General features: G+C 73.1%; 22 protein-coding genes, 1 tRNA gene and 1 riboswitch. Of the genes, 20 read left to right on the top strand and 3 right to left on the bottom strand.

The features are described 5' to 3' along the window. Nucleotides 1-15: 15 nt before the first annotated feature. The 3 genes from ACI3EY_RS16340 to ACI3EY_RS16330 are packed head-to-tail and all read left to right on the top strand — an operon-like array spanning nt 16 to nt 3005. Nucleotides 16-1011: a LacI family DNA-binding transcriptional regulator gene (locus ACI3EY_RS16340; RefSeq protein ID WP_405041122.1), complete on the top strand. Its 996-nt coding sequence runs from the start codon at nt 16-18 to the stop codon at nt 1009-1011. A gap of 10 nt (nt 1012-1021) precedes the next feature. Then, nucleotides 1022-1888, top strand: a complete 867-nt coding sequence (locus ACI3EY_RS16335; RefSeq protein ID WP_405035978.1) for a ketol-acid reductoisomerase — start codon at nt 1022-1024, stop codon at nt 1886-1888. A 16-nt stretch (nt 1889-1904) separates the two neighbouring features. Next, a complete protein-coding gene (locus ACI3EY_RS16330) occupies nt 1905-3005 on the top strand; it encodes a branched-chain amino acid aminotransferase (protein WP_405035979.1) in 1101 nt (366 codons plus the stop codon). On the opposite strand, the gene ACI3EY_RS16325 is transcribed toward ACI3EY_RS16330, so the two are convergent. Next, nucleotides 2990-3931 (bottom strand): 3-methyladenine DNA glycosylase, encoded by a 942-nt coding sequence (locus tag ACI3EY_RS16325; RefSeq protein ID WP_405041121.1) that lies wholly within the window; start codon nt 3929-3931, stop codon nt 2990-2992. The two genes, ACI3EY_RS16330 and ACI3EY_RS16325, sit on opposite strands and share 16 nt — an antisense overlap. Nucleotides 3932-3992: 61 nt before the next feature. Continuing rightward, a riboswitch (guanidine-III (ykkC-III) riboswitch) is annotated at nt 3993-4055 on the top strand. 30 nt (nt 4056-4085) lie between these two features. Between ACI3EY_RS16325 and ACI3EY_RS16320 the strand changes: the two genes are divergently transcribed. The 9 genes from ACI3EY_RS16320 (at nt 4086) to ACI3EY_RS16280 (ending at nt 11632) form a co-directional block, all read left to right on the top strand. Further along, nucleotides 4086-4403, top strand: coding sequence for a DMT family transporter (locus tag ACI3EY_RS16320; RefSeq protein WP_405036500.1), 318 nt, complete (start codon nt 4086-4088; stop codon nt 4401-4403). 9 nt (nt 4404-4412) lie between these two features. Then, nucleotides 4413-5192 carry a fumarylacetoacetate hydrolase family protein gene (locus ACI3EY_RS16315; RefSeq protein ID WP_405035994.1) on the top strand — a complete coding sequence of 260 codons (780 nt, stop codon included), beginning with the start codon at nt 4413-4415 and terminating at the stop codon, nt 5190-5192. A 1-nt stretch (nt 5193) separates the two neighbouring features. Further along, the gene (murI, locus tag ACI3EY_RS16310; protein WP_405035995.1) at nt 5194-6012 is read left to right on the top strand and encodes a glutamate racemase; all 819 of its coding nucleotides are present in this window, start codon (nt 5194-5196) and stop codon (nt 6010-6012) included. Next, nucleotides 6003-6125 carry a hypothetical protein gene (locus ACI3EY_RS16305; RefSeq protein ID WP_405041120.1) on the top strand — a complete coding sequence of 41 codons (123 nt, stop codon included), beginning with the start codon at nt 6003-6005 and terminating at the stop codon, nt 6123-6125. The genes murI and ACI3EY_RS16305 overlap by 10 nt, the downstream gene beginning before the upstream one ends. After that, the gene (locus tag ACI3EY_RS16300; RefSeq protein ID WP_405041119.1) at nt 6076-6516 is read left to right on the top strand and encodes an HAD family hydrolase; all 441 of its coding nucleotides are present in this window, start codon (nt 6076-6078) and stop codon (nt 6514-6516) included. Before ACI3EY_RS16305 ends, ACI3EY_RS16300 begins: the two co-directional genes overlap by 50 nt. A 119-nt stretch (nt 6517-6635) precedes the next feature. After that, on the top strand, nt 6636-8141 hold the full coding sequence (locus ACI3EY_RS16295; protein ID WP_405041118.1) for a hemolysin family protein: 1506 nt from the start codon (nt 6636-6638) through the stop codon (nt 8139-8141). Further along, a complete protein-coding gene (locus tag ACI3EY_RS16290) occupies nt 8138-9154 on the top strand; it encodes a hemolysin family protein (RefSeq protein WP_405035999.1) in 1017 nt (338 codons plus the stop codon). The genes ACI3EY_RS16295 and ACI3EY_RS16290 overlap by 4 nt, the downstream gene beginning before the upstream one ends. An 8-nt stretch (nt 9155-9162) precedes the next feature. Beyond that, nucleotides 9163-9939 carry an MBL fold metallo-hydrolase gene (locus ACI3EY_RS16285; protein ID WP_405036000.1) on the top strand — a complete coding sequence of 259 codons (777 nt, stop codon included), beginning with the start codon at nt 9163-9165 and terminating at the stop codon, nt 9937-9939. Between the two features lie 46 nt (nt 9940-9985). Then, the gene (locus ACI3EY_RS16280) at nt 9986-11632 is read left to right on the top strand and encodes a molybdopterin-dependent oxidoreductase (RefSeq protein WP_405041117.1); all 1647 of its coding nucleotides are present in this window, start codon (nt 9986-9988) and stop codon (nt 11630-11632) included. A gap of 113 nt (nt 11633-11745) precedes the next feature. On the opposite strand, the gene ACI3EY_RS16275 is transcribed toward ACI3EY_RS16280, so the two are convergent. Continuing rightward, nucleotides 11746-13023, bottom strand: a complete 1278-nt coding sequence (locus ACI3EY_RS16275; protein WP_405041116.1) for an MFS transporter — start codon at nt 13021-13023, stop codon at nt 11746-11748. A gap of 178 nt (nt 13024-13201) precedes the next feature. Continuing rightward, nucleotides 13202-14656, bottom strand: a complete 1455-nt coding sequence (gene yczR / locus ACI3EY_RS16270; protein WP_405041115.1) for a MocR-like transcription factor YczR — start codon at nt 14654-14656, stop codon at nt 13202-13204. A 106-nt stretch (nt 14657-14762) separates the two neighbouring features. On the opposite strand from yczR, the gene yczE reads away from it, so the two are divergent. The 8 genes from yczE (at nt 14763) to ACI3EY_RS16230 (ending at nt 20953) form a co-directional block, all read left to right on the top strand. Next, nucleotides 14763-15485: a membrane protein YczE gene (gene yczE / locus ACI3EY_RS16265; protein ID WP_405036005.1), complete on the top strand. Its 723-nt coding sequence runs from the start codon at nt 14763-14765 to the stop codon at nt 15483-15485. Nucleotides 15486-15530: 45 nt separating this feature from the next. Continuing rightward, on the top strand, nt 15531-16328 hold the full coding sequence (locus ACI3EY_RS16260) for an LLM class F420-dependent oxidoreductase (RefSeq protein WP_405041114.1): 798 nt from the start codon (nt 15531-15533) through the stop codon (nt 16326-16328). Nucleotides 16329-16405: 77 nt separating this feature from the next. Further along, nucleotides 16406-17197 carry a ribonuclease PH gene (rph, locus tag ACI3EY_RS16255; RefSeq protein ID WP_405041113.1) on the top strand — a complete coding sequence of 264 codons (792 nt, stop codon included), beginning with the start codon at nt 16406-16408 and terminating at the stop codon, nt 17195-17197. Continuing rightward, nucleotides 17194-17817 carry an RdgB/HAM1 family non-canonical purine NTP pyrophosphatase gene (gene rdgB, locus ACI3EY_RS16250; RefSeq protein ID WP_405041130.1) on the top strand — a complete coding sequence of 208 codons (624 nt, stop codon included), beginning with the start codon at nt 17194-17196 and terminating at the stop codon, nt 17815-17817. The genes rph and rdgB overlap by 4 nt, the downstream gene beginning before the upstream one ends. Nucleotides 17818-17891: 74 nt before the next feature. Next, nucleotides 17892-18986 (top strand): threonine synthase, encoded by a 1095-nt coding sequence (thrC, locus tag ACI3EY_RS16245; protein WP_405036008.1) that lies wholly within the window; start codon nt 17892-17894, stop codon nt 18984-18986. Beyond that, on the top strand, nt 18986-19921 hold the full coding sequence (locus ACI3EY_RS16240; RefSeq protein WP_405041112.1) for a homoserine kinase: 936 nt from the start codon (nt 18986-18988) through the stop codon (nt 19919-19921). Before thrC ends, ACI3EY_RS16240 begins: the two co-directional genes overlap by 1 nt. A gap of 46 nt (nt 19922-19967) precedes the next feature. After that, nucleotides 19968-20819: a PhzF family phenazine biosynthesis protein gene (locus ACI3EY_RS16235; protein WP_405041111.1), complete on the top strand. Its 852-nt coding sequence runs from the start codon at nt 19968-19970 to the stop codon at nt 20817-20819. Nucleotides 20820-20871: 52 nt separating this feature from the next. Continuing rightward, nucleotides 20872-20953 (top strand) — tRNA-Leu (locus ACI3EY_RS16230). The last annotated feature ends 103 nt before the right edge of the window (nt 20954-21056 follow it).

Raw genomic sequence — 21056 nt, 5'->3', positions numbered from 1 at the left:
CCGACCCCCACGATCGTGACCGTCGCGCGGGAGGCGGGGGTGCACCCCTCCACCGCCTCCCGCGCCCTCAGCGGTGACCCGGTGACCCGGGACGGCGTCGCCGCTGGGACCCGGACCCGGGTGGAGGCTGCCGCCGGACGTCTCGGCTACCGTCGTAACCGGGTCGGGGCCAGCCTCCGCACCGGACGCACCGGGGTGATCGGCGTCCTGGTGCCGCGGATCACCGACATCGTCGTGGCCCTCGCCTACGAGGGGCTGGACGCGCGGGCCCGCGAGGACGGCTACGTCACCCTGGTCAGCGGCACCCAGGAGGACCTGCGCACCCGCGGCGAGCGGATCGAGATGCTGCTGGACCACGGGGTCGACGCCATCCTCTTCAGCGACGGGCACCTGGACGAGCCGCCTTCTGAGGACGCCTGGCCGGTGCCCGTCCTGCCGTTCATGCGCACCGCCGGCGACCGCAGGCCGGTGGTGGCCCTGGACGACGCCGACGGAGGGCGGCAGGTCGCGCGCTACCTGCTCGGCCTGGGGCATACCGACCTCGGGGTGGTCGCCGGGCCGAAGGCAACCAGCTCGGCCCGGGACCGCGCCCGAGGGTTCACCGACGAGCTGGCCCGCGCCGGGATCCGCCTGGCGCCGGGGCGTTCGGTGCACTGCGCCTTCGACGTCGAGGGTGGCAAGGAGGCAACAGCGCGCCTGCTGGACGGTGCCGGCGCCCCGACGGCGATCTTCGCGGTCAACGACGTGACCGCGATCGGGGCGATGTCCGCCGCCCGGGCGCGCGGGTTCGCGGTGCCGCAGCAGCTGTCCGTGGTCGGCTTCAACGACACCCCGCTCGCCGCCGAGCTGCCGGTGCCGCTGACCACCGTGCGCTCGCCGCTGCGGGCGGCCGGCGCGGCAGCGGCGGAGGCCGCGCTCGAGGCCGTCGCCGGACGGGAACCCGGCCACCGGGTGCTCCCGTTGGAGCTGGTGGTCCGCGGCTCCGCCTCTGCACCGAGGCCCACCACCTAGGCTGGTGGGCGTGACCTCCACCCTCGACCCGGACAGCGCCGACCTCACCCTGCTGCAGGACCGCCAGGTGGCCGTGCTCGGCTTCGACTCCCTCGCCGCGGCGCACGCCCTCAACCTGCGCGACAGCGGCGTCGACGTCTGGGTCGGCACCGCCCCGGACAGCCGGCTGGCCGGCCGGGCCGAGGTGGAGGGCCTCGCGGTGGCCGAGCCGGAGGAGGCCGTGCGCCGCTGCGACATCGTCTTGGTGCCGGAGATGTCGCACGGCGAGCACGCCCCCGACGTGCTGCGCAGCCTGGTCGCGGGGCATACCGAGGAGGGGGACCTGGTCATCGTGACCGGGCCCTCCACGGTGCGCGAGGGCGGTCTCGTCGTCCCCGACGGCGTCGACCTGGCCATGCTGCGCACCATCGGGGACGGGCACCGGGTCCGCGAGGAGTACCTCGACGGCCGCGGCTGTCCCGCGCTGGTCGCGGTCGAGCGGGACGGCTCGGGGGCGGCCTGGGCCACCCTGACCGCGTACGCCGCCGCGATGGGGTCGCTGCGCTCCGGCGCCGTCGTCACCACCATCGAGCACGAGGCCCGGGCCATGGGCGTGGCGCAGGACCGCATCCACGTCCCGCTGCAGCAGGCGCTGGAGTCGGCCTACGAGGACCTGGTCGGCGGCGGGGTCGAGCCGGAGGTCGCCTACGTCGCGCTGGTGCACGACCTGAAGACCCGGGTGGACCAGATCTACGCCTCCGGCTTCGCCAGCCAGCACGGGCCGGCGGGCCAGGCCCGTGCGGAGGCGTCCACCAGCCGCCGGGACGCGGCCCGGTCGGCGCACGAGCTGGAGCAGGCGGGCCGCCGGGTCAGGGCGATGACGAGCTGGTTGCGCTGAGCGTTAGTCTCGGGGCATGAGCCAGACAACGTCGTCCACCTCGTTCGCGGTCACCGAGGCCGCCGACCGTCGCAGCGCCGACGAGATCGCCCACCTGCTGGCCAACCCCGGTTTCGGCAGCCTCTTCACCGAGCACATGGTGCTGGTGGAGTGGACCGGGGACACCGGGTGGCAGGAGGCGCGGGTGGTGCCCTACGGCCCTATCCCGCTGGACCCCTCGGCGGCGGTGTTCCACTACGCCCAGGAGATCTTCGAGGGGATGAAGGCCTACCGGCACAGCGACGGGACCGTGTGGACCTTCCGGCCCGAGCGCAACGCGGAGCGGTTCAACGCCTCGGCGCGCCGGCTGGCGATGCCCGAGCTGCCGCCGACGATCTTCCTGGACGCGATCAAGGAGCTCGTCACCCTCGACCAGGGCTGGGTTCCGCCCGCGGACTCGGGGGAGACCTCGCTCTACCTGCGCCCCTTCATGATCGCCACCGAGGAGGCACTGGGGGTCCGGCCCAGCAACCGCTACCTCTTCAGCGTCATCGCCTCCCCGGCCGGCGCGTACTTCACCGGTGGCCTCACCCCGGTCAGCCTGTGGGTGAGCGACCAGTACGTGCGGGCCGCGGCCGGCGGCACCGGCGCGGCCAAGTGCGGCGGCAACTACGCCGCGTCGCTGGCCAGCCAGGCCGAGGGCATCGAGCACGGCTGTGACCAGGTGGTCTTCCTCGACGCGGCCGAGCACCGCTACGTCGAGGAGCTCGGCGGGATGAACCTCTTCTTCGTGTATGCCGACGGCCGGGTCGTCACCCCCGAGCTCACCGGCACGATCCTGCCGGGCATCACCCGCTCGTCCCTCATCGACCTGCTGCGCGAGCGCGGCCACGACGTTACCGAGCGACGGTTCACCATCGACGAGTGGCGCGACGGGGTCGCCGGAGGCGAGATCACCGAGGTCTTCGCCTGCGGCACCGCGGCGGTCATCACCCCGGTGGGCCGGCTGGCGTGGAGCGGTGGCGAGCTGGCCATGCCGCAGGACCACAGCCTCACCCTGGACCTGCGTCAGGAGCTGCTGGACATCCAGTACGGGCGCGCCGAGGACCGGCACGGCTGGCTCTACCAGCTGGTCTGAGCGAGCTCATCCAGGGCGGCGACCAGCCGCCGGCGCAGGTCGTTGGTGCGGAGGGTGAAGCCGCGCTGGGCACGGGCGTACTCCTGCTTGCCCTGCACCGTCTCGATCCGGACCGGCTCGTAGCCGAGCTCACGCAGGTCGTAGGGCGCCGCCCGCATGTCCAGCTCGCGTATCTCCCGGGCCAGCCCGAACGCCTCCAGGGTCAGGTCGGAGGGCACCGCGGGGGCGAGCTTGAAGCACCACTTGTAGAGGTCCATCCCGGCGTGCAGGCAGCCCGGCTGCTCCATCGCGACCTGGGTCTGACGGGTGGGGGTGAGCGTGTTCAGCGGCGCCGCCTCCGGGGTGAAGAACCGGTAGGCGTCGAGGTGCGTGCAACCGACCTGATGGCCCTCGACGACCGCGTCGGTCCCCTCCCGCCCGAGCCGCAGCGGCCAGTCGGTCCCCTCCCGCCCGAGCCGCAGCGGCCACCCGTCGTGGCGCACCTCGTCCGGGTCGCTGCGGTAGACCATCGCCCACTCGTGCAGCCCGAAGCAGCCGAACCGGCCGGGCCGGGACAGGGTCGCGGTGAGCAGCTCGCGGACGAAGGCCACGGCTGCGCCCCGGCGCGCCAGGAACCCCTCGGCGTCCAGCCACGCCGTCCCCTCCGCGTCGAGGCGGTAGCGGCTCCAGCCCTCGCGCTCGGAGCCGTGCTCCAGGCCCACCCCGGGGCCGGGGTGCCATCGGGCGAGCTGCGCGGGCCGGAAGGAGTAGTACTCCCAGAGGAAGTCGTCGACCGGGTGGGTGCGGCCCTCGAACCGCCGGGCGAGCCGGTCCGCGGTCAGCCGCTCCACCCGCTCCGCGTGCACCGCGGCCCGCTCCCGCCACCGTGCCTCCGGCAGCACCGTGCGCGAGCGCGTCGGAGCAGGGCGGTGCGGCAGGGAGGACACGGCAGACGAGCCTAGCCGTCGTGCTGGACCGGGTGCGCCGGTGAGTGAGACGCTGAGGGTGGACACCGGTCCCCGGCTGTCCCCGGACGAGGCACGTCGTACCCGGAGCCGACGACGACGTGACACGCCCTGGAGGGGCGTCATCATGGTTGCTCTGTCGTGGGTCGTGCTCGTCCTGTCCGGTGTCCTGGAGAGCGTGTGGGCGGCAGCGCTCACCCGCTCCGAGGGCTTCACCCGGCTGTGGCCGAGCGTGCTCTTCGGGGTCGCGCTCGCGTTCAGCATGGCCGGTCTCGGCTGGTCGTTGCGGACCATCCCGCTCGGCACCGGGTATGCCGTCTGGGTGGGGATCGGGGTGGTCGGCACCGCCGCCTTCGGGATCGTCGCGCTGCACGAGCCGCTGACGGTGGCCCGGATGCTGTGCCTGGTGGCGATCGTCGGGGGCATCGTGGGGCTGAAGCTCACCTCGCCCTAGGCTGGGGCCATGCGTATCTGCCGTTTCACCGATGGAGACGACCCCCGCTTCGGCCTCGTGGACGGGGCCGGCGAGAAGATCGCCGAGATCTCCGGTGATCCGCTCTACACCAAGATCGACCTCACCGGCGCCACCTTCGAGGTCGCCGACGTGCGGCTGCTCGCCCCGGTCATCCCGCGCAGCAAGGTGGTCGCGATCGGGCGCAACTACGCCGACCACGCCAAGGAGATGGGCAGCGAGCTGCCCGCCGAGCCGCTGATGTTCTTCATCCCGAACACCTCCGTCTGCGGCCCGGGCGACCCGGTGGTCATCCCCGGCTTCGCGCAGGAGATCTCCTACGAGGCCGAGCTGGCGGTCGTCATCGGGCGGGTCTGCAAGGACGTCTCCGTCGAGGACGCCGCGTCGGTGATCTTCGGCTACACCTGCGCCAACGACGTCACCGCCCGTGACCTGCAGCGCAGCGACGGCCAGTGGGCCCGGGCCAAGGGGATGGACACCTTCACCCCGCTCGGCCCGTGGGTGGAGACCGACCTGGACGTCGCCGACCTACGGATCGGCAGCACCGTGGACGGCGAGGTGCGCCAGGACGGCACCACCGCCGACCTGCACTTCGGGGTCCCCGAGCTCATCGCGCACGCCTCCGCGGCCTTCACCCTGCTGCCCGGTGACGTCATCCTCACCGGGACCCCGGCCGGGGTGGGCCCGATCACCGCCGGGCAGCGCTGCCAGGTGGAGATCGAGGGCATCGGCGCCCTGGCCAACCCCTTCGTGGCGGCGGACGCCGACTGAGATGACCGACGGTCCGATCGGGGTCTTCGACTCCGGGTTCGGAGGGTTGACGGTCGCGCGCGAGGTCCTCGACCAGCTGCCCCAGGAGTCGGTCCTCTACCTCGGTGACACCGCACGCACCCCGTACGGCCCGCTGCCGATCGCCCAGGTCCGGCAGTACGCCCTGGAGTGTCTGGACCGGCTGGTGGACCACGGCGTCAAGGCGCTCGTCATCGCCTGCAACAGCGCCTCGGCCGCAGTGCTGGCCGACGCCCGGGAGCGGTATGCCGTGCCCGTCGTCGAGGTGATCCGCCCGGCGGTGCGCCGGGCGGTGGCGCTGACCCGCAACGGCCGGATCGGGGTCATCTCGACGCAGGCCACCCACCAGTCCCGGGCCTACCTCGACTCCTTCGTGGCGGCGCCCGCCTCGGTGAGCGTGACCAGCCAGGCGTGCCCGCGCTTTGTCGAGCTGGTCGAGGCGGGTGTGACCAGCGGGCCGGAGGTGATCGAGGTGGCACAGGCATACCTCGCGCCGCTGCAGGAGCAGCGGATCGACACCCTGATCCTGGGCTGCACCCACTACCCGCTGCTCACCCAGGCGCTGCAGTACGTGCTGGGCGAGCAGGTGAGCCTGGTGTCCTCGGCCGCGGCCACCGCCGCCGACCTGTTCCGGGTGCTCACCGACGGGGGGCTGCTGGCGCCGGCCGGCAACGTGCCGGTGCACCAGTGGCTGACCACTGGCGACCCCGACGGCTTCCACTACCTGGCGCGCCGGTTCCTCGGCCCCGAGGTGCACCAGGTGCACCGGGCGTTCGTTGGTCGGGACGAGGAGTGGCGCTGAGCGGGCCGGCCGCGGTGCTGCTCGACCTGGACGGCACGCTGGTCGACCACGCCGGCGCCGCGGATGCCGCCGTCCGGGGGTGGGCGGACGCGCTGGGGGCACCGGCTGCGTGACCTCCTGGGGGCGAGGCTGTCGGACGAGCAGGCGGACGAGCTGTTCTCCGACTACCTGTGGCGGTACGAGGCAGGATGGCGTGCGTTCGACGACGCCGTGCCGACGCTGCGCCGGATCCGGGAGCACGGGCTGCTGGCCGCAGTCCTGACCAACGGGGATGCCGAGCAGCAGCAGCGGAAGGTGGAGGCGCTGGCGCTGTCCGGCGAGATCGGCGTCCTCGTCTGCTCCTCCGAGCTCCCGGCGGCCAAGCCCGACCCACGCGCCTTCCGCGCGGCCCTGGACGCGGGACTGTCGGCGGTCCTGCTGGACCGGGACGACCGGCATACCGGGGTGACCGTGCCGCGGGTGCGCTCCCTGACCGACCTGCGGTTACCCGTCAGCGACGACTGACAGTTGCCGGTTGATGACGACTCCGAGTCTGAGTCCGTGCTGAGCGTGCGGGACGTTACTATTCTGCTCATGTCTCCTGGCCAACCCAGCGGTCCGTGCCCACCCCCCGCACCTGAGGGATGGAGCGCGTGACCACCGCCATCCTGCTGCTGCTCGCCGGCATTCTCGCCATCGCCGTGATCATCGCGGCCAACGGCTACTTCGTGGCCCAGGAGTTCGCCTACATGTCGGTGGACCGGCTGCGCCTGGAGGCCGAGGCGGAGGCCGGCGACGATGCGGCCGCCCGCGCACTGAAGGTCACCCGACGCACCTCGTTCATGCTGTCCGGCGCCCAGCTGGGGATCACCGTCACCGGCCTGATGGTCGGCTACGTCGCGGAGCCCCTGGTGGGACGTGGCCTGGCGATCATCCTCGGTGACACGGGTGTGCCCGAGGCGCTGAGCATCACCGTCGGCACGGTCTCCGCGCTGGCGATCGCCACCATCGTGCAGATGATCTTCGGTGAGCTCTACCCGAAGAACCTGGCGATCGCGAACTCCGGGCCGCTGGCGCGGATGCTCTCCCGGTCCACGATCATCTACCTGGCGGCCTTCGGCTGGCTCATCAAGATCTTCGACTGGTCGGCGAACGCCCTGCTGCGTCTGGTGCGGATCGAGCCGATCCACGACCTGGACACCACCGCGACCGCCGAGGAGCTCGAGCAGATCTTCGCCGATTCACGGGACAGCGGTGACCTGCCGCGCGAGCTGTCGGTCCTGCTGGACCGGATCCTCGACTTCCCGGACCAGGACGTCGAGCACGCCCAGGTTCCCCGGTCGCGGGTCGACGTCATCGACCCGGACACCACGCTGCAGGAGGTCCGGGTGCTGATGGCGCACGGGCACACCCGTTACCCCGTGGTCGATCCGGACGGTCAGCCGGTCGGCGTGGTCAACCTGGTCGACGTGCTGCGCTCCTCGATGGAGGGGACGGTCAGCGACATCATGCGCGAGACGGTCATCGTCCCGACCCTGATGCCGTTGCCGGACGCGGTCCACGAACTCACCCGCTCCGGGCAGCAGCTGGCCTGCGTGGTCGACGAGTACGGCGGCTTCGCCGGGGTGCTGACGATGGAGGACCTCGCCGAGGAGCTCGTCGGCGAGATCACCGACGAGCACGACGAGACGGTGCCCGAGGGCATCGTCGCCTCGGGGGACGGCGGCGGGGACGACCACGTGTGGCGGATGGACGGTGACGTGCACATCGACGAGATGCAGCGCGCCGTCGAGCACCACCTGCCCGAGGGCGACTACGAGACGGTCTCCGGCCTGGTCATCGCCGAGCTGGGAGCCCTGCCCGAGATCGGCCAGACGGTCGTCATCGAGCTGGGGGAGGAGCCTGCCGAGATGGTCTTCGACGAGCGGGTGGCTCGCACCCTGGAGATCGAGGTGCTGGAGATCACCCGGCACGTGCCCAGCCTGCTCTCGGTCCGGCTGGTGGAACGGGCCTTGGACGACAAGGACGACAAGGACGACCACAGGCCACCGGACGGGGACCACACGGACCCGCCGAGGGGCGACGATCGGCCCCCGGGTGACCCGCGGGACGGGCATACCGGCACCACGACTCAGGAGGAGGGCCGATGAACGGACTGACCGTCACCCTGATCACGGTGGGGCTCATCGTCGCCAGCGCCCTCTTCGTCATCGTCGAGTTCGCGCTGCTGGGTGCCCGCAAGGCCCGGCTCGAGGCGGAGGCGGAGCACTCCAGCGCCGCGCGCTCGGCGCTGCGCAGCATGCACGAGCTGACCGTCATGCTCGCCGGTGCCCAGCTGGGCATCACCGCGTGCACCTTCGCCCTCGGTGCGGTCACCAAGCCGGCCATGGACTACTGGCTGGGCCCGGTTCTGGTCGGCATCGGTCTCCCGTCCTGGGTGGCCGGCAGTACGTCTTTCGCGCTCTCGCTCTTCATCGTGACCTTCCTGCACCTCGTGGTGGGAGAGATGGCGCCGAAGTCGTGGGCGATCGCCCACCCGGAGCGGGCCGCCAAGCTGGTCTCGCCGCCGATGCGGGTCTTCATCTGGGTGGTGCGCCCGCTGCTGCTGTGGGTCAACCACATCGCCAACAAGCTGGTCTCGGCCAGCGGCGTCACCCCGGTCGACCGGGCCGCGGTCGGTGGCCAGGACGTCAACACGATCCGGGTGCTGGTCGAGCAGTCGGCGGCCAAGGGGGCCCTGGAGACGGCCTTCCAGGAGCAGATCTCGGACGTGCTCGAGCTGCAGGAGCTGACGTTGGCCGAGCTGGCGCCCAAGAACCCTGATGTGGCGGCGGTCGGCACCGGGGCGAGCATCGCCGAGGTGCAGGCGGTGGGTGCCCGCACCGGCCACAAGCGCATCCTCATGCTCGACGACGACACCGCCGAGCCGCGGGTCGTGCACGTGCGTGACACGCTCGTGCACGCGGACGACGAGTCGGCCGAGCCGTTGGCACGACCGGCACTGGTGCTGGCCGGCACCACCCCGGTCTATGAGGCGCTCAACAAGATGCGCGCTTCTGGGGAGCAGCTGGTGGTGCTGCGCGAGGAAGGGCGTCTGGTCGGCCTGGTCAGCGTCACCGACATCATGTTCCGCATCCTGCCCCGTTCGCGTCAGCAGGCCTGAGGGTCGGGGTGCGGCTCACCGTCGTCGGGTGCTCGGGCTCCGTCCCGGGGCCCGACGGCGCCGCCAGCTGCTACCTGGTCACCGCGGACGACGGGGACCGGGAGTGGCGCCTGCTGCTCGACCTCGGCTCCGGCGCGCTCGGGCCGCTGCACCGGCATACCGACCCGGTGGCGCTGGACGCGGTGCTGCTCTCCCACCTGCACCCCGACCACTGCCTGGACCTGAGCGGTCTGCACGTGCTCCGTCGCCACGGCCCGGCGCCGGCGACCTCCGGCCTGCCCGTCTGGGGTCCGCCGGGGGCCGCGGAGCGGATGGCGCGGGTGCACGGGGTCCGACAGGCCGAGCCGCTGCAGGGGATGACCTGGGGCGAGCTGGTGGACCGACGCCCGGTGCGGGTCGGCCCGTTCACGATCACCCCGTATGCCGTTGCGCACCCGGTCCCGGCGTTCGGCTTCCGGGTGGAGGCGGCCGGCAGGGTGCTGGCCTACACCGGCGACACGGACAGCTGCCCGGCGCTGGCCCCGCTGCTCGCCGGCGCGGATCTGGCGCTGGTCGAGGCAGGGTTTCCCGCGCAGGAGACCACCCGGGGGATCCACCTCACCCCGGCCCGCGCGGCGGAGGCCGCCCTCGAGGCCGGCGGGGTCGGCACGCTGGTGCTGACCCACCTGCCGCCCTGGGCCGACGCCGACGCCGCCCAGGAGGAGGCGTCTGCGCTCTGGGCGGGACCGCTGACGATCGCCGGACCCGGACGGACCTACGAGGTGGGGGCCGGACCGTCGAGGTGACCGACGGGTCCGGTGATCTTCCAGGTTGGGCGAGGATGATGGACCCATGGTCCTCACCCGCGAGCCCGACACCGCCTCCGCCGCCACGCCCGAGCGCGGGACGTGGGTCGCCGCGGCCGTGGGGGTCGGGGCCGGGGCGCTCACCCTGGGCACCGCCGAGCTGCTCGCCGCGGCCTGGGTGCGGCTGGTCGGATCGGCCGGGGTGTCCTCGCCGCTGCTGGCCGTCGGGGGCGCGTTCGTCGACCTGACCCCACCGTGGCTCAAGGACTTCGCGGTCGAGACGTTCGGGACCGCCGACAAGCTCGCCCTCGGGGTCGGGATGGCGGTCGTGCTGATCCTGCTCTGCGCCGCCATCGGGGTGCTGACCCTGCGTCGCCGCCCCTGGGGGACGACAGCCTTCACCCTGGTCGGGGTGGTCGGCGCGGTCGCCGTGTTCTCCCGGCCGGCGACCGGCGTGCTGGACCTGGTGCCCACCGTGGTGGGTGTCGGCCTGGGGGCATGGCTGCTGGGGCGCCTGGTGGACCGGCTCCGGGCCGCCGACTCCGTCGAGGCCGCCTGGGCTCAGGAGGCTGCCTCCGAGGGGACAGGGGGGAGCGGGGAGGCCAACCCGGTCACCGGGGCCACCCGACGCGCCGTCCTGGTCTCGGCCGGTGGGCTGACCGCGCTCGGGGCCGTCGGGATCCTGGCCGGCCAGGCGCTGGCCACCGTCGGGCGCACGGTGCAGCGGGGCGCCGAGGCGCTGGGGATCCCGGTGCCCACCCGGACGGTGAGCGTGCCGGAGGGTGCCGGCAGCGACGTCGGCGGGCACTCGGCATACGTCACCCCGAACGAGGACTACTACCGGATCGACACCGCCCTGCGGGTGCCGCGGGTGGACGCCGCGAACTGGTCGCTGCGGGTCACCGGGCTGGTCGACGAGGAGATCGAGATCAGCTACGCCGACCTGATGGAGGAGGAGCACGTCGAGGCGCTGGTGACGCTCACCTGCGTCTCCAACCAGGTCGGCGGCGACCTCGTCGGCAACGCCGTCTGGCAGGGCTGGCCGATCCGTGAGCTGCTCGCCCGCGCGGGGGTGCAGCCGGAGGCCGACATGGTCCTCTCCCGCAGCACCGACGGCTGGACGGCCGGCACCCCGATCGAGGCCCTCACCGACGAGCGCGACGCCCTGCTGGCGGTCGCGATGAACGGCGAGCCGCTGCCCGCCGAGCACGGCTTCCCGGTCCGCATGGTGGTGCCGGGCCTGTACGGCTACGTCTCGGCCACCAAGTGGGTCACCGAGCTGAAGGTCACCCGGTTCGACGCCGACGAGGGCTACTGGACCCCACGCGGGTGGGCCGAGCTCGGGCCGATCAAGACGGCGTCACGGATCGACGTGCCGCGCGAGGGCCGCGGGCTGGCACCGGACGCCGACGGGGCGGTGGTCTTCGCCGGGGTGGCCTGGGCCCAGCACCGCGGCATCGACCGGGTCGAGGTGCAGGTCGACGGCGGGCAGTGGGAGGAGGCCTCCCTGATGGAGGAGCCGAGCGTGGACTCCTGGCGGCTGTGGACGCACCGTTGGGTCGGCGAGCCGGGGGAGCACTCGCTCGCCGTACGTGCCACCGACGGCACCGGCGAGGTGCAGACCGACATCAGCGCGCCGCCCGCGCCCGACGGTGCCTCCGGCTGGCACCGGGTGGGCTTCCAGATCGGCTGACCGCCGGCCCCCTCGGGAGTGCGGTCACGGTAGCCGGACCTTCATCGCCCTCTAGCGCGATGAAGGTCCCCCTAGGGTGACCGCACTCCGGGTATGCCGTGGGTCGCCGTCGCTCAGGGCGTGGGCTGCAGCGTGTCCTGCGAGATGGGCGCCTCGGCCTGCTGGCCAGGCCGGCCGGCGGCAAGCGCTCTCAGCACGACCCGGCCGCCGAGGGTGGCCAGCGAGAACGCCGACACCGTCGCCAGCACGGTGACGGCGAAGGCCGGGCGGTGCCCACCCAGGTCGGCGAAGGTGCCTGCCAGGGCCGCGCCGACGGCATACCCGATGCCGGTGCTGGCGGCCAGGACGGTCATCGCCGCACCCAGGCGGCTCGGGGCCGCGGTGCGCTCGGCGAGGGTGAACGTGGTGATCATCGACGGGGCGACGGCCACGCCCAGCGCCAGCAGGACGACCGCCAGCCCGCCCAGCGAGCCGACCGCCAGCAGCGGCAGGGACAGCACCACGAGGACGCCCGAGAAGACCCGCAGCCGGCGCACGTGCCCGATCGACTCGGGGAGCGCCACGACGGCCAGACCGGCGATCACGCTGCCGACCCCGAGCAGGCCGTGCAGCAGACCGGTGAGCCCGGGCTCGCCCGCCTGGGTGGCCAGCACCGAGGTGCCGGTCTGGATGGAGCCGAAGATCATCCCGATGCTCAGCTGCGTCGCGGCCAGCACCAGCAGCGCCGGGGTGAGCAGCCGGAACCCGTCCCCCGAGCCCGTCCCGGACGGGGTGACCAGGGCCACCGTGGGGTGCAGCGCGAACCAGGTGCCGAAGGCGCCCAGCAGCACAGCTGCGACGACCAGCGCGGTCACCGGGGCGGTGGCGGCGACGATCAGCCCTACCAGGGCCGGACCGAGCACGAAGGAGGCCTCGTCGGCGGCACCCTCGTAGGAGAAGGCGGCGTCCATCACGCGGGGGTTCTGCGACGAGCGGGACCGGCTGATCGGGCGCCAGCGGACGCGGGCCATGGTGCCGACCTGCGGGACGAAGGCGCCGCCCAGCGCGGCGACGACCGGCAGCGGCCACCAGGGCCGGTCGGGGCCGGCGCCCAGGGTCAGCGCGGCGAGCGCGGCCAGACCGAGGGTGCCGACGACGCTCTGGACCAGCAGCACCGGCCGCTGGCCGAGCCGGTCGGTCAGGGTGCCGGCGACCGGGGCGCCGACCGCGTTCGCGACGGCGAGCGCACCGGCGGTCACGCCGCCGGCGGTGTAGGAGCCGGTGGCGGCGGTGACGGCCAGCAGCGCGGCGATCTGGGACATCGCCAGCGGGAGCCGCCCGAGGAAGGCGACGGCGACGTAGAGGGGACCGGTGAGACCGAAGAGGTCCCGGTAGGACTGCAGGGGGGACAAGGGGTATGCCTTTCGCGCTGCCCGTGTGCCACGGACGTGCGCGCCGTCCCAGCCACCCGGCGCACGAAACCCTTGTCGTCACTCATTCTACCGCCTCCGAGACCCCACCCTGTTCCGACCGGGCGCGCGTCGTGCTCCGACCGGGCGCGCGTCGTGCTCTGACCGGGCGCGCGTCGTGTCAGGCGATGATCTGGTGCACCGGCGCACGGGACTCGCGGACCCGGCCCGAGAGCACGTCCTCCCAGGCCATCGCCACCCGGGGAGCGACCTCGGCGAGACGGTCGGGGGACAGCACGTAGGGCAGGCGGACCCATCCGTCCAGACCGCCGCCGGCGGCGAAGTTCGGCCCGGACGCCAGCGCCACGTCATACCGGCGGGCGGCGCTCGCGAGCGCGGTCGACCCGCCGCCCGTCGGCAACCGGCACCACAGCGCCATGCCGCCGCCGGGGACCCGGACCTGCCAGTCGGGGAGCTGCTCCGCCAGTCCCCGGAGCAGCACCTCGCGCCCCTCCCGCAGCCGGGCCCGCTGCTCGACGAGCGTCTCCTCGGCGCGGTCGAGCAGGTGGGCCACGGCGAGCTGCTCGAGGACCGGCACCCCGAGGTCGAGGCGCAGCCGGCTGGCGGCCATCGTCTCCATCCGGGCCCGCGGCACCCTCATCCAGCCGACCCGCAGGCCGCCCCACAGCGACTTGCTGGCGCTGCCCACGGTGATCGAGTCGGGGACGTGCCGGCCCAGCGGCTCCGGCATCACCTGTCCGTCCAGCGGCAGGTCGACGAGCGACTCGTCGATCACCGGCACCACCCCTCGCGTGCGCAGCAGCCGACCGGTCCGGGACCGCTGCTCGCCGTCCATCAGCGCCCCCGTCGGGTTGTGGAAGTCCGGGATGAGGTATGCCGCCCGCGCACCGCTCGACTGCAGCGCGTCACCGAGGTCGGTCACGTCCCAGTCGTCGTGCAGGTGGTCGATCGGGTGCGCCACGATGCGCGCCCCGGCGCCCTCGACGGTGGCGATCGCATTCGGGTAGGTGGGCGTCTCCACCAGGACCCGGTCCCTCCGGGAGATGAGGGCGCGCATCGCGATGGCCACCCCGGCCAGGGCCCCCGGGGTGATGATCACCTGCTCGGGCGTGGTGGCCAGGCCGCGACGGGTGAACTGCTCGGCCACCCGCTCGCGCAGCACCGGCAGGCCCCCCGGGTAGTAGCCGGTCCCGGGCAGGTAGGCACCGAGGTCGTCGAGGGCGCGCTGGTAGGCCTCCCGGGTGCCGGCCGGGGCAGCCGGTGCCGTGCAGGTGAGGTCCAGGGCGTCCGCGTGCAGCGCGCTCGGGGTGAGCAGGTGGTCCACCCGCCCGCCGGGCACCTCCGGGACCTGCACCACGCTGCCCGAGCCACGGCGGGTGAGCAGATACCCCTGTGCGCGCAGCTCGGCATACGCCCTGGTCACGGTGGTGCGGCTGAGGTCGACCCGGTCGGTGAGCTCGCGCTCCGAAGGCAGTCGGCTCCCCGCGGGCAGCCGACCGTCGGTGACCGCCTGGCGCAGCGCGTCGGCCAGCCGGGCATACGCGGGTCCCTCCGTCCGCCGGGTCAGCAGCGGGGCGACCAGACCGGCGACGTGATCGGGGGCGAGACGTCTCATCCGGACACTCTCCCGACGAAGTGGCTCCCCTGTCCATAGCCACTTCGTGGCCACCGTCCCGGAAGTGGATATGGAGCAGGTGTCCACCCTGGCGCACACTGGACGCATGAGCACCATCAGCCACCTCGGCGTCGTCGCCCAGACGAGCAACCGGGTCCTGTCGGGGGCGCGGCGGCGCGCCGCCGACCCACGTCGTCAGCTGGCGGCGCTGGGGCCGATCGAACAGCTGCGCGCGGGCCGGCTGGGGCGGCGCATCCTGCAGCTGGTGGTGGGGCTGGCCCTGTACGGCGCGTCCATCGCCTTCATGGTGCGGGCCGTGCTGGGGAACATGCCGTGGGACGTTCTGCACCAGGGCATCGCCCGACAGCTGCCGCTCAGCCTGGGGACCATCATCATCGTCGTGTCCGTCCTGGTTCTGCTGCTCTGGATCCCGCTGCGTCAGCCGCCGGGTCTGGGCACCATCGCGAACGCCCTGCTGGTCGGGGTCGCCGCCGACGCGGTGCTGGTGCTGCTGGACCCGGCGCAGGGCCTGCCGGCGCGCGCCGGTCTGCTGGCCGCGGGCGTGCTGCTCAACGGGGTCGCGAGCGCGATGTACATCGGGGCGCAGCTCGGGCCGGGCCCCCGGGACGGCCTGATGACCGGGGTGGCCCGGGTCAGCGGCCGGTCGCTGCGCCTGGTCCGCACCACGATCGAGGTCACCGTCATCGCGCTCGGCTGGCTGCTGGGTGGGGTCGTCGGTCTGGGCACCGTGCTGTATGCCGTCGCCATCGGCCCCCTCACCCAGGCGCTGCTGCCCTGGTTCACGGTTGAGCTGCACCGGAGGCGCTGAGTCGTACGGCAGGACGGGCCGGGGGTTGCCTGGCAGGGTGGCGCCATGAGCACCCACACGCAGCGACCGGTCAGGATCGGGATCCAGCTGCAGCCGCAGCACGCCACCTACGAGCAGATCCGCGGGGCGGTGCGCCGTGCGGAGGACGCCGGGGTGGACGTGGTGATGAACTGGGACCACTTCTTCCCGCTCTCCGGGGAGCCGGACGGTCTGCACTTCGAGTGCTGGACCATGCTCGCTGCCTGGGCCGAGCAGACCTCGCGGGTGGAGATCGGTGCCCTGGTGACCTGCAACTCCTACCGCAACCCCGATCTGCTGGCCGACATGGCGCGCACCGTCGACCACGTCAGCGACGGCCGGCTCATCCTCGGGATCGGGTCAGGATGGTTCGAGCGCGACTACACCGAGTACGGCTACGACTTCGGCACCGCTGGCTCCCGGCTGGACGACCTGGCCGCCGCGATGCCCCGCATCAAGGCACGCTGGGCCGCGTTGAACCCTGCCCCGACGCGCGACATACCGGTGATGATCGGCGGCGGTGGGGAGCGCAAGACGCTGCGCATCGTCGCCGAGCACGCCACGATCTGGCACTCCTTCGGCGACGTCGAGACGCTGCGGCACAAGCTCGGGGTGCTGCACCGGCACGGCGAGGACGTCGGCCGCGACACCTCCGCCATCGAGGTCTCCGTCGCCGCCGGCAGCCTGGACGAGGCGCCCGGGTCCGAGGTCGAGGAGCTGTATGCCGCGGGGGCGCGGTTGCTGACGCTCTCCACGAGCGGGCCGGACTTCGCGATGGGTCAGCTGGACGCCTGGCTCGCCTGGCGGGACGCGCACAACGGCTGAGCAACCACGAGCGACGCCCGGTGGGGTGGTGAGCAACCATGGGCGACGCTCGGTGACCGAACGCCTACCCTGGCCGTATGACCCGTCATGACGGCCGTAGCGCCGACCAGCTCCGAGAGATCCGCATCACCCGCAACTGGCTCGACCACGCCGAGGGCAGCGTGCTGGTCGAGTTCGGCGCGACCCGGGTGCTGTGCGCCGCCTCGTTCAGCGCCGGGGTGCCGCGCTGGCGCAAGGGCAGCGGCAAGGGCTGGACGACCGCGGAGTACGCGATGCTGCCCCGCGCCACGCATACCCGCTCCGACCGGGAGTCGGTGAAGGGGCGGATCGGCGGACGGACGCACGAGATCAGCCGTCTCATCGGGCGCTCGCTGCGGGCCGTGGTCGACCTCGATGCGCTGGGGGAGAACACGATCCAGCTCGACTGCGATGTCCTCCAGGCGGACGGCGGCACCCGCACCGCGGCCATCACCGGTGCCTACGTCGCCCTCGTCGACGCCGTCGAGACCGCCCGTGCACAGGGCCTGATCCCGGACAAGGCCGAACCGTTGACCGGCTCCGTCTGCGCGGTCAGCGTCGGCATGGTCGCCGGTGAGCCCGTCCTCGACCTGGACTACGTCGAGGACTCCGGCGCCGAGACCGACATGAACGTCGTGATGACCGGGGACGGCCGCTTCGTCGAGGTGCAGGGGACCGCCGAGGGCGTGCCCTTCGAACGCGAGCAGCTGGACGCGCTGCTCGACCTGGCCGCCGAGGGGTGCGCCGAGCTCACCGCCCGTCAGGCCGCCTCCTTCGGGGCCGACGACATGGGCGGTGCCGACTCGCACGCGGCCGGCGCCGACGTGGACCAGGGGCCGCCCACGTGGTGAACCGGCTGGTGCTCGCCACCCGCAACGCGCACAAGGTGCAGGAGCTGCGGGAGATCCTGGCCGAGGTGCTGGAGCGGTCCGGGCTGGAGCTGGTCGGCCTCGATGCCTTCCCCGAGCTCGGGGACGTGGTCGAGTCCGGCGTGACGTTCGCGCAGAACGCGCTGCTGAAGGCGAGGTACGCCGCCTGCGCCACCGGCCTCCCGGCGCTCGCCGACGACTCCGGACTGACGGTCGACGTCCTCGGTGGTGCACCCGGGATCTTCTCCGCCCGCTGGTCGGGGCCGCTGGGGGAGGCCACCGGGACGGCCAAGGACGAGGCGAACAACCGGCTCCTGCTGGCCCAGCTGGCGGACGTGCCGGAGGAGCACCGGGGTGCCGGCTTCGTCTGCGCCGCGGCGCTGGTGCTGCCCACCGGTGAGGAGGTCGTGCGCGAGGGGCACTGCCGTGGCGTCCTGGGACGAGAGCCCTTGGGGGACAAAGGATTCGGCTACGACCCGCTGCTGGTCCGCCCGGACGGCCGCACCCTGGCCGAGCACTCGAGTGCGGAGAAGCACGCCGTCTCCCACCGGGGGGAGGCCTTCCGGACGATCGCCGGGGACGTCGAGGCGCTGCTGGGGTGAGCGCTCACCGGCATGGAGCACCCCCTACTCTGAGGTCTTGACCCGAGGTCACGCGAGAAAGAACAGAGGGCCCCATGGCGCACCAGTGGCGCGGCGTGATCGCCGAGTATGCCGACCGTCTCCCGTCCACGATCACCGAGCACGTGATCACGCTCCGGGAGGGCGGCACCCCGCTGATCCCCGCGGAGCACCTGTCCGAGCTCGTCGGGGCCCAGGTGCACGTGAAGTACGAGGGGCTCAACCCGACCGGCTCGTTCAAGGACCGCGGGATGACCGCGGCCATCAGCGACGCCGCCCGGCAGGGTGCTGAGGCGGTGATCTGCGCCTCGACCGGCAACACCAGCGCCAGCGCCGCCGCCTACGCCACCAAGGCCGGCATGCGCTGCGGGGTGCTGGTCCCGGACGGCAAGATCGCGATGGGCAAGCTGAGCCAGGCGATCGCCGGCGGTGCCACCCTCATCCAGGTCGAGGGCAACTTCGACGACTGCCTCACGGTCGCGCGCAAGCTCGCCGAGGCATACCCCGTCGAGCTGGTGAACTCCGTCAACCCGGCGCGGATCGAGGGGCAGAAGACGGCGGCCTTCGAGATCGTCGACGCGCTCGGTGACGCCCCGGACATCCACTGCCTGCCGGTGGGCAACGCCGGCAACATCACCGCCTACTGGAAGGGCTACAGCGAGTACGCCGACCCGCACGCCCTCGGGGCGGGTGGTGCCGCGGTGTCCACGCACCGGCCGGCGATGTGGGGCTTCCAGGCCGCCGGGGCCGCGCCGATCGTGCTGGGCCACCCGGTGGACGAGCCCGAGACCATCGCCACCGCGATCCGGATCGGCAACCCCGCGTCCTGGGCGCAGGCCGAGGCCGCCCGCGACGAGTCCGGCGGGGTGATCCACTCCGTCACCGACGAGCAGATCCTCGCGGCGCACCGGCTGCTGTCCTCGCGGGAGGGGATCTTCGTCGAGCCCGCCTCGGCCGCCTCGGTCGCCGGGCTGCTGGCCATGCACGAGGCGGGCAAGGTGCCGTCCGGTGCCCGGATCGTCTGCACGGTGACCGGGCACGGGCTCAAGGACCCCCAGTGGGCGCTCAAGGGGGCGGACGGCGCGGACGTCGACCCGGTGCGGGTCTCGGTGGATGCGATGAGCGCCGCGGCGGCGCTCGGCCTGGAGTGATGTCCGCCCTGCGGCCGGGTGCCGGGGTGCGGGTCCGGGTCCCGGGGAGCAGTGCCAACCTGGGGCCCGGTTTCGACAGCGTGGGGCTGGCGCTGGGGATCTGGGACGAGTATGCGGTGGACGTGCTCGACCAGGCCGGTCACCTGGAGGTGGTGCTGGCCGGTGAAGGGGCGGACGAGTTGCCGACCGACGGCAGCCATCTGGTGGCCCGTCGGTTGCGGGAGGCCCTGGAGGCCTGCGGCATCGGATGGCTCGAGGGCTACGGTCTGCGGCTGACCTGCACCAACACCATCCCGATGTCGGCCGGGATGGGGAGCTCGGCGTCGGCGATCGTCGGCGGCCTGGGGCTGGGCTTCGCGCTGGTGCGTGGGGGAGAGCTGACCGAGGCTGACCTGGGCCTGGTGAACACCCACGCGGGGGTCGCGGAGGGGCATCCCGACAACTCCTCGGCCTCGGTCCACGGTGGCCTCACGGTGTCCTGGATGCCGTCGGCCCAGGTGGTGCGCACGGCCCGGCCCTCGTTGCACCCGGAGGTGGTGCCTGTCGTGCTGGTGCCGCAGGTGCAGCGGCTGGACACGGCGACCGCTCGTGCCGTGCTGGGACCGGCCGTCCCCCGCCAGGACGCCGTCCGGCAGGCGGGGCGCTCCGCCCTGCTGGTGCACGCGCTGACCAGCGAGCCGAGCTGGCTGCTGGACGCCACGAGCGACTGGCTGCACCAGGAGCAGCGCCGCCGGGTCTACCCGGTGACCATGGGGGCGGTCGACACGCTGCGGGCGCTCGGCCATGCCGCGGTGGTCTCCGGGGCCGGCCCCACCGCTCTGTGCCTGACGACCCGGGAGATGGCGGACACGGTCGTCGCCGAGGCCCGCGGCTGGGGACGCGACTGGCGCGTGCTGACGCCCGGCGTACCGCGCCGCGGACTGCATACCCTCTGACCGGGCGTCCCGTTGTGCCTGACCGGGCGTCTGGTTGGATCTCGCCATGGGCGAGTACAGGTTCAGCCAGGTCGACGTCTTCAGCGCACACGGGCTGCGCGGCAACCCGGTCGCGGTGGTGCACGGTGCGGACGGGCTCGGCGACGAGGAGATGGCGGAGTTCGCGCGGTGGACGAACCTGTCCGAGACGACCTTCCTGCTCGAGCCCACCGACGCCGCGGCGGACTACCGGCTGCGCATCTTCACCACTGGCGGTGAGCTCCCGTTCGCGGGGCACCCCACCCTCGGGAGTGCGCACGCCTGGCTCGAGGCGGGCGGGGCGGCCACCCACGCGGACCGGGTGGTGCAGGAGTGCGCCGCCGGTCCGGTCACGGTGCGCCGGGACGAACGGCTCGCCTTCGCCGCCCCTCCGTTGACGCGCTCCGGGGAGGTGGCAGCCGGCGATCGCGCACCCATCCTGGCCGCGCTCGGCCTCGACGACGACCAGGTGCTGGGTATGCAGTGGATCGACAACGGCCCCGGTTGGGCCGGCATCGAGCTCGCGTCCGCCGGGGAGGTGCTGGCGGTGGAGCCGGTCCTGCACCTGTGCGGGCAGCTCAAGGTCGGCCTCGTCGGGCCCTGGGTCGACCCCGGGCAGGCGGGCAAGGACGTCGAGGTGCGCGCCTTCTACGGCGACGGGACCGACTTCATGGAGGACCCGGTGACTGGCAGCCTGCAGGCCGGCCTCGCCCAGTGGCTCATCCCCGCAGGACGACTGCCGCAGCGGTATGTCGCGGGTCAGGGGGTGCGTCGGCAGCGCGACGGCCGGGTGCACGTCGAGGTCCGGGACCAGCAGGTATGGGTCGGTGGCGACACGGTGACGACCGTGGCGGGGACGGTGCGGATCGGCAGCGCCTGAGCCCGGCTCCAGCGGCGGTGCGGCCGCGCCCGGCCGTTAGGCTGGTGGGCGCGCGCTCGTGGTGGAACTGGTAGACACGCAGGATTTAGGTTCCTGTGCCTCGCGGTGTGCGGGTTCGAGTCCCGTCGAGCGCACCGTGTATACTTGCAGGTCAGAGGCCGTTTCACCCTCTACGAAAGAGTACGAGGGCACACCTAGGGCACACGAGTGGGTACGAATGGCAACAATCGAGAGGCG

The sequence above is a fragment of the Serinicoccus shuyuelongi genome (genome assembly GCF_045032955.1).
GTDB lineage: Bacteria > Actinomycetota > Actinomycetes > Actinomycetales > Dermatophilaceae > Ornithinicoccus.
The sequence above is the reverse complement of the archived record's forward strand: the minus strand, read 5'-3'. Positions and strand labels throughout refer to the sequence as shown.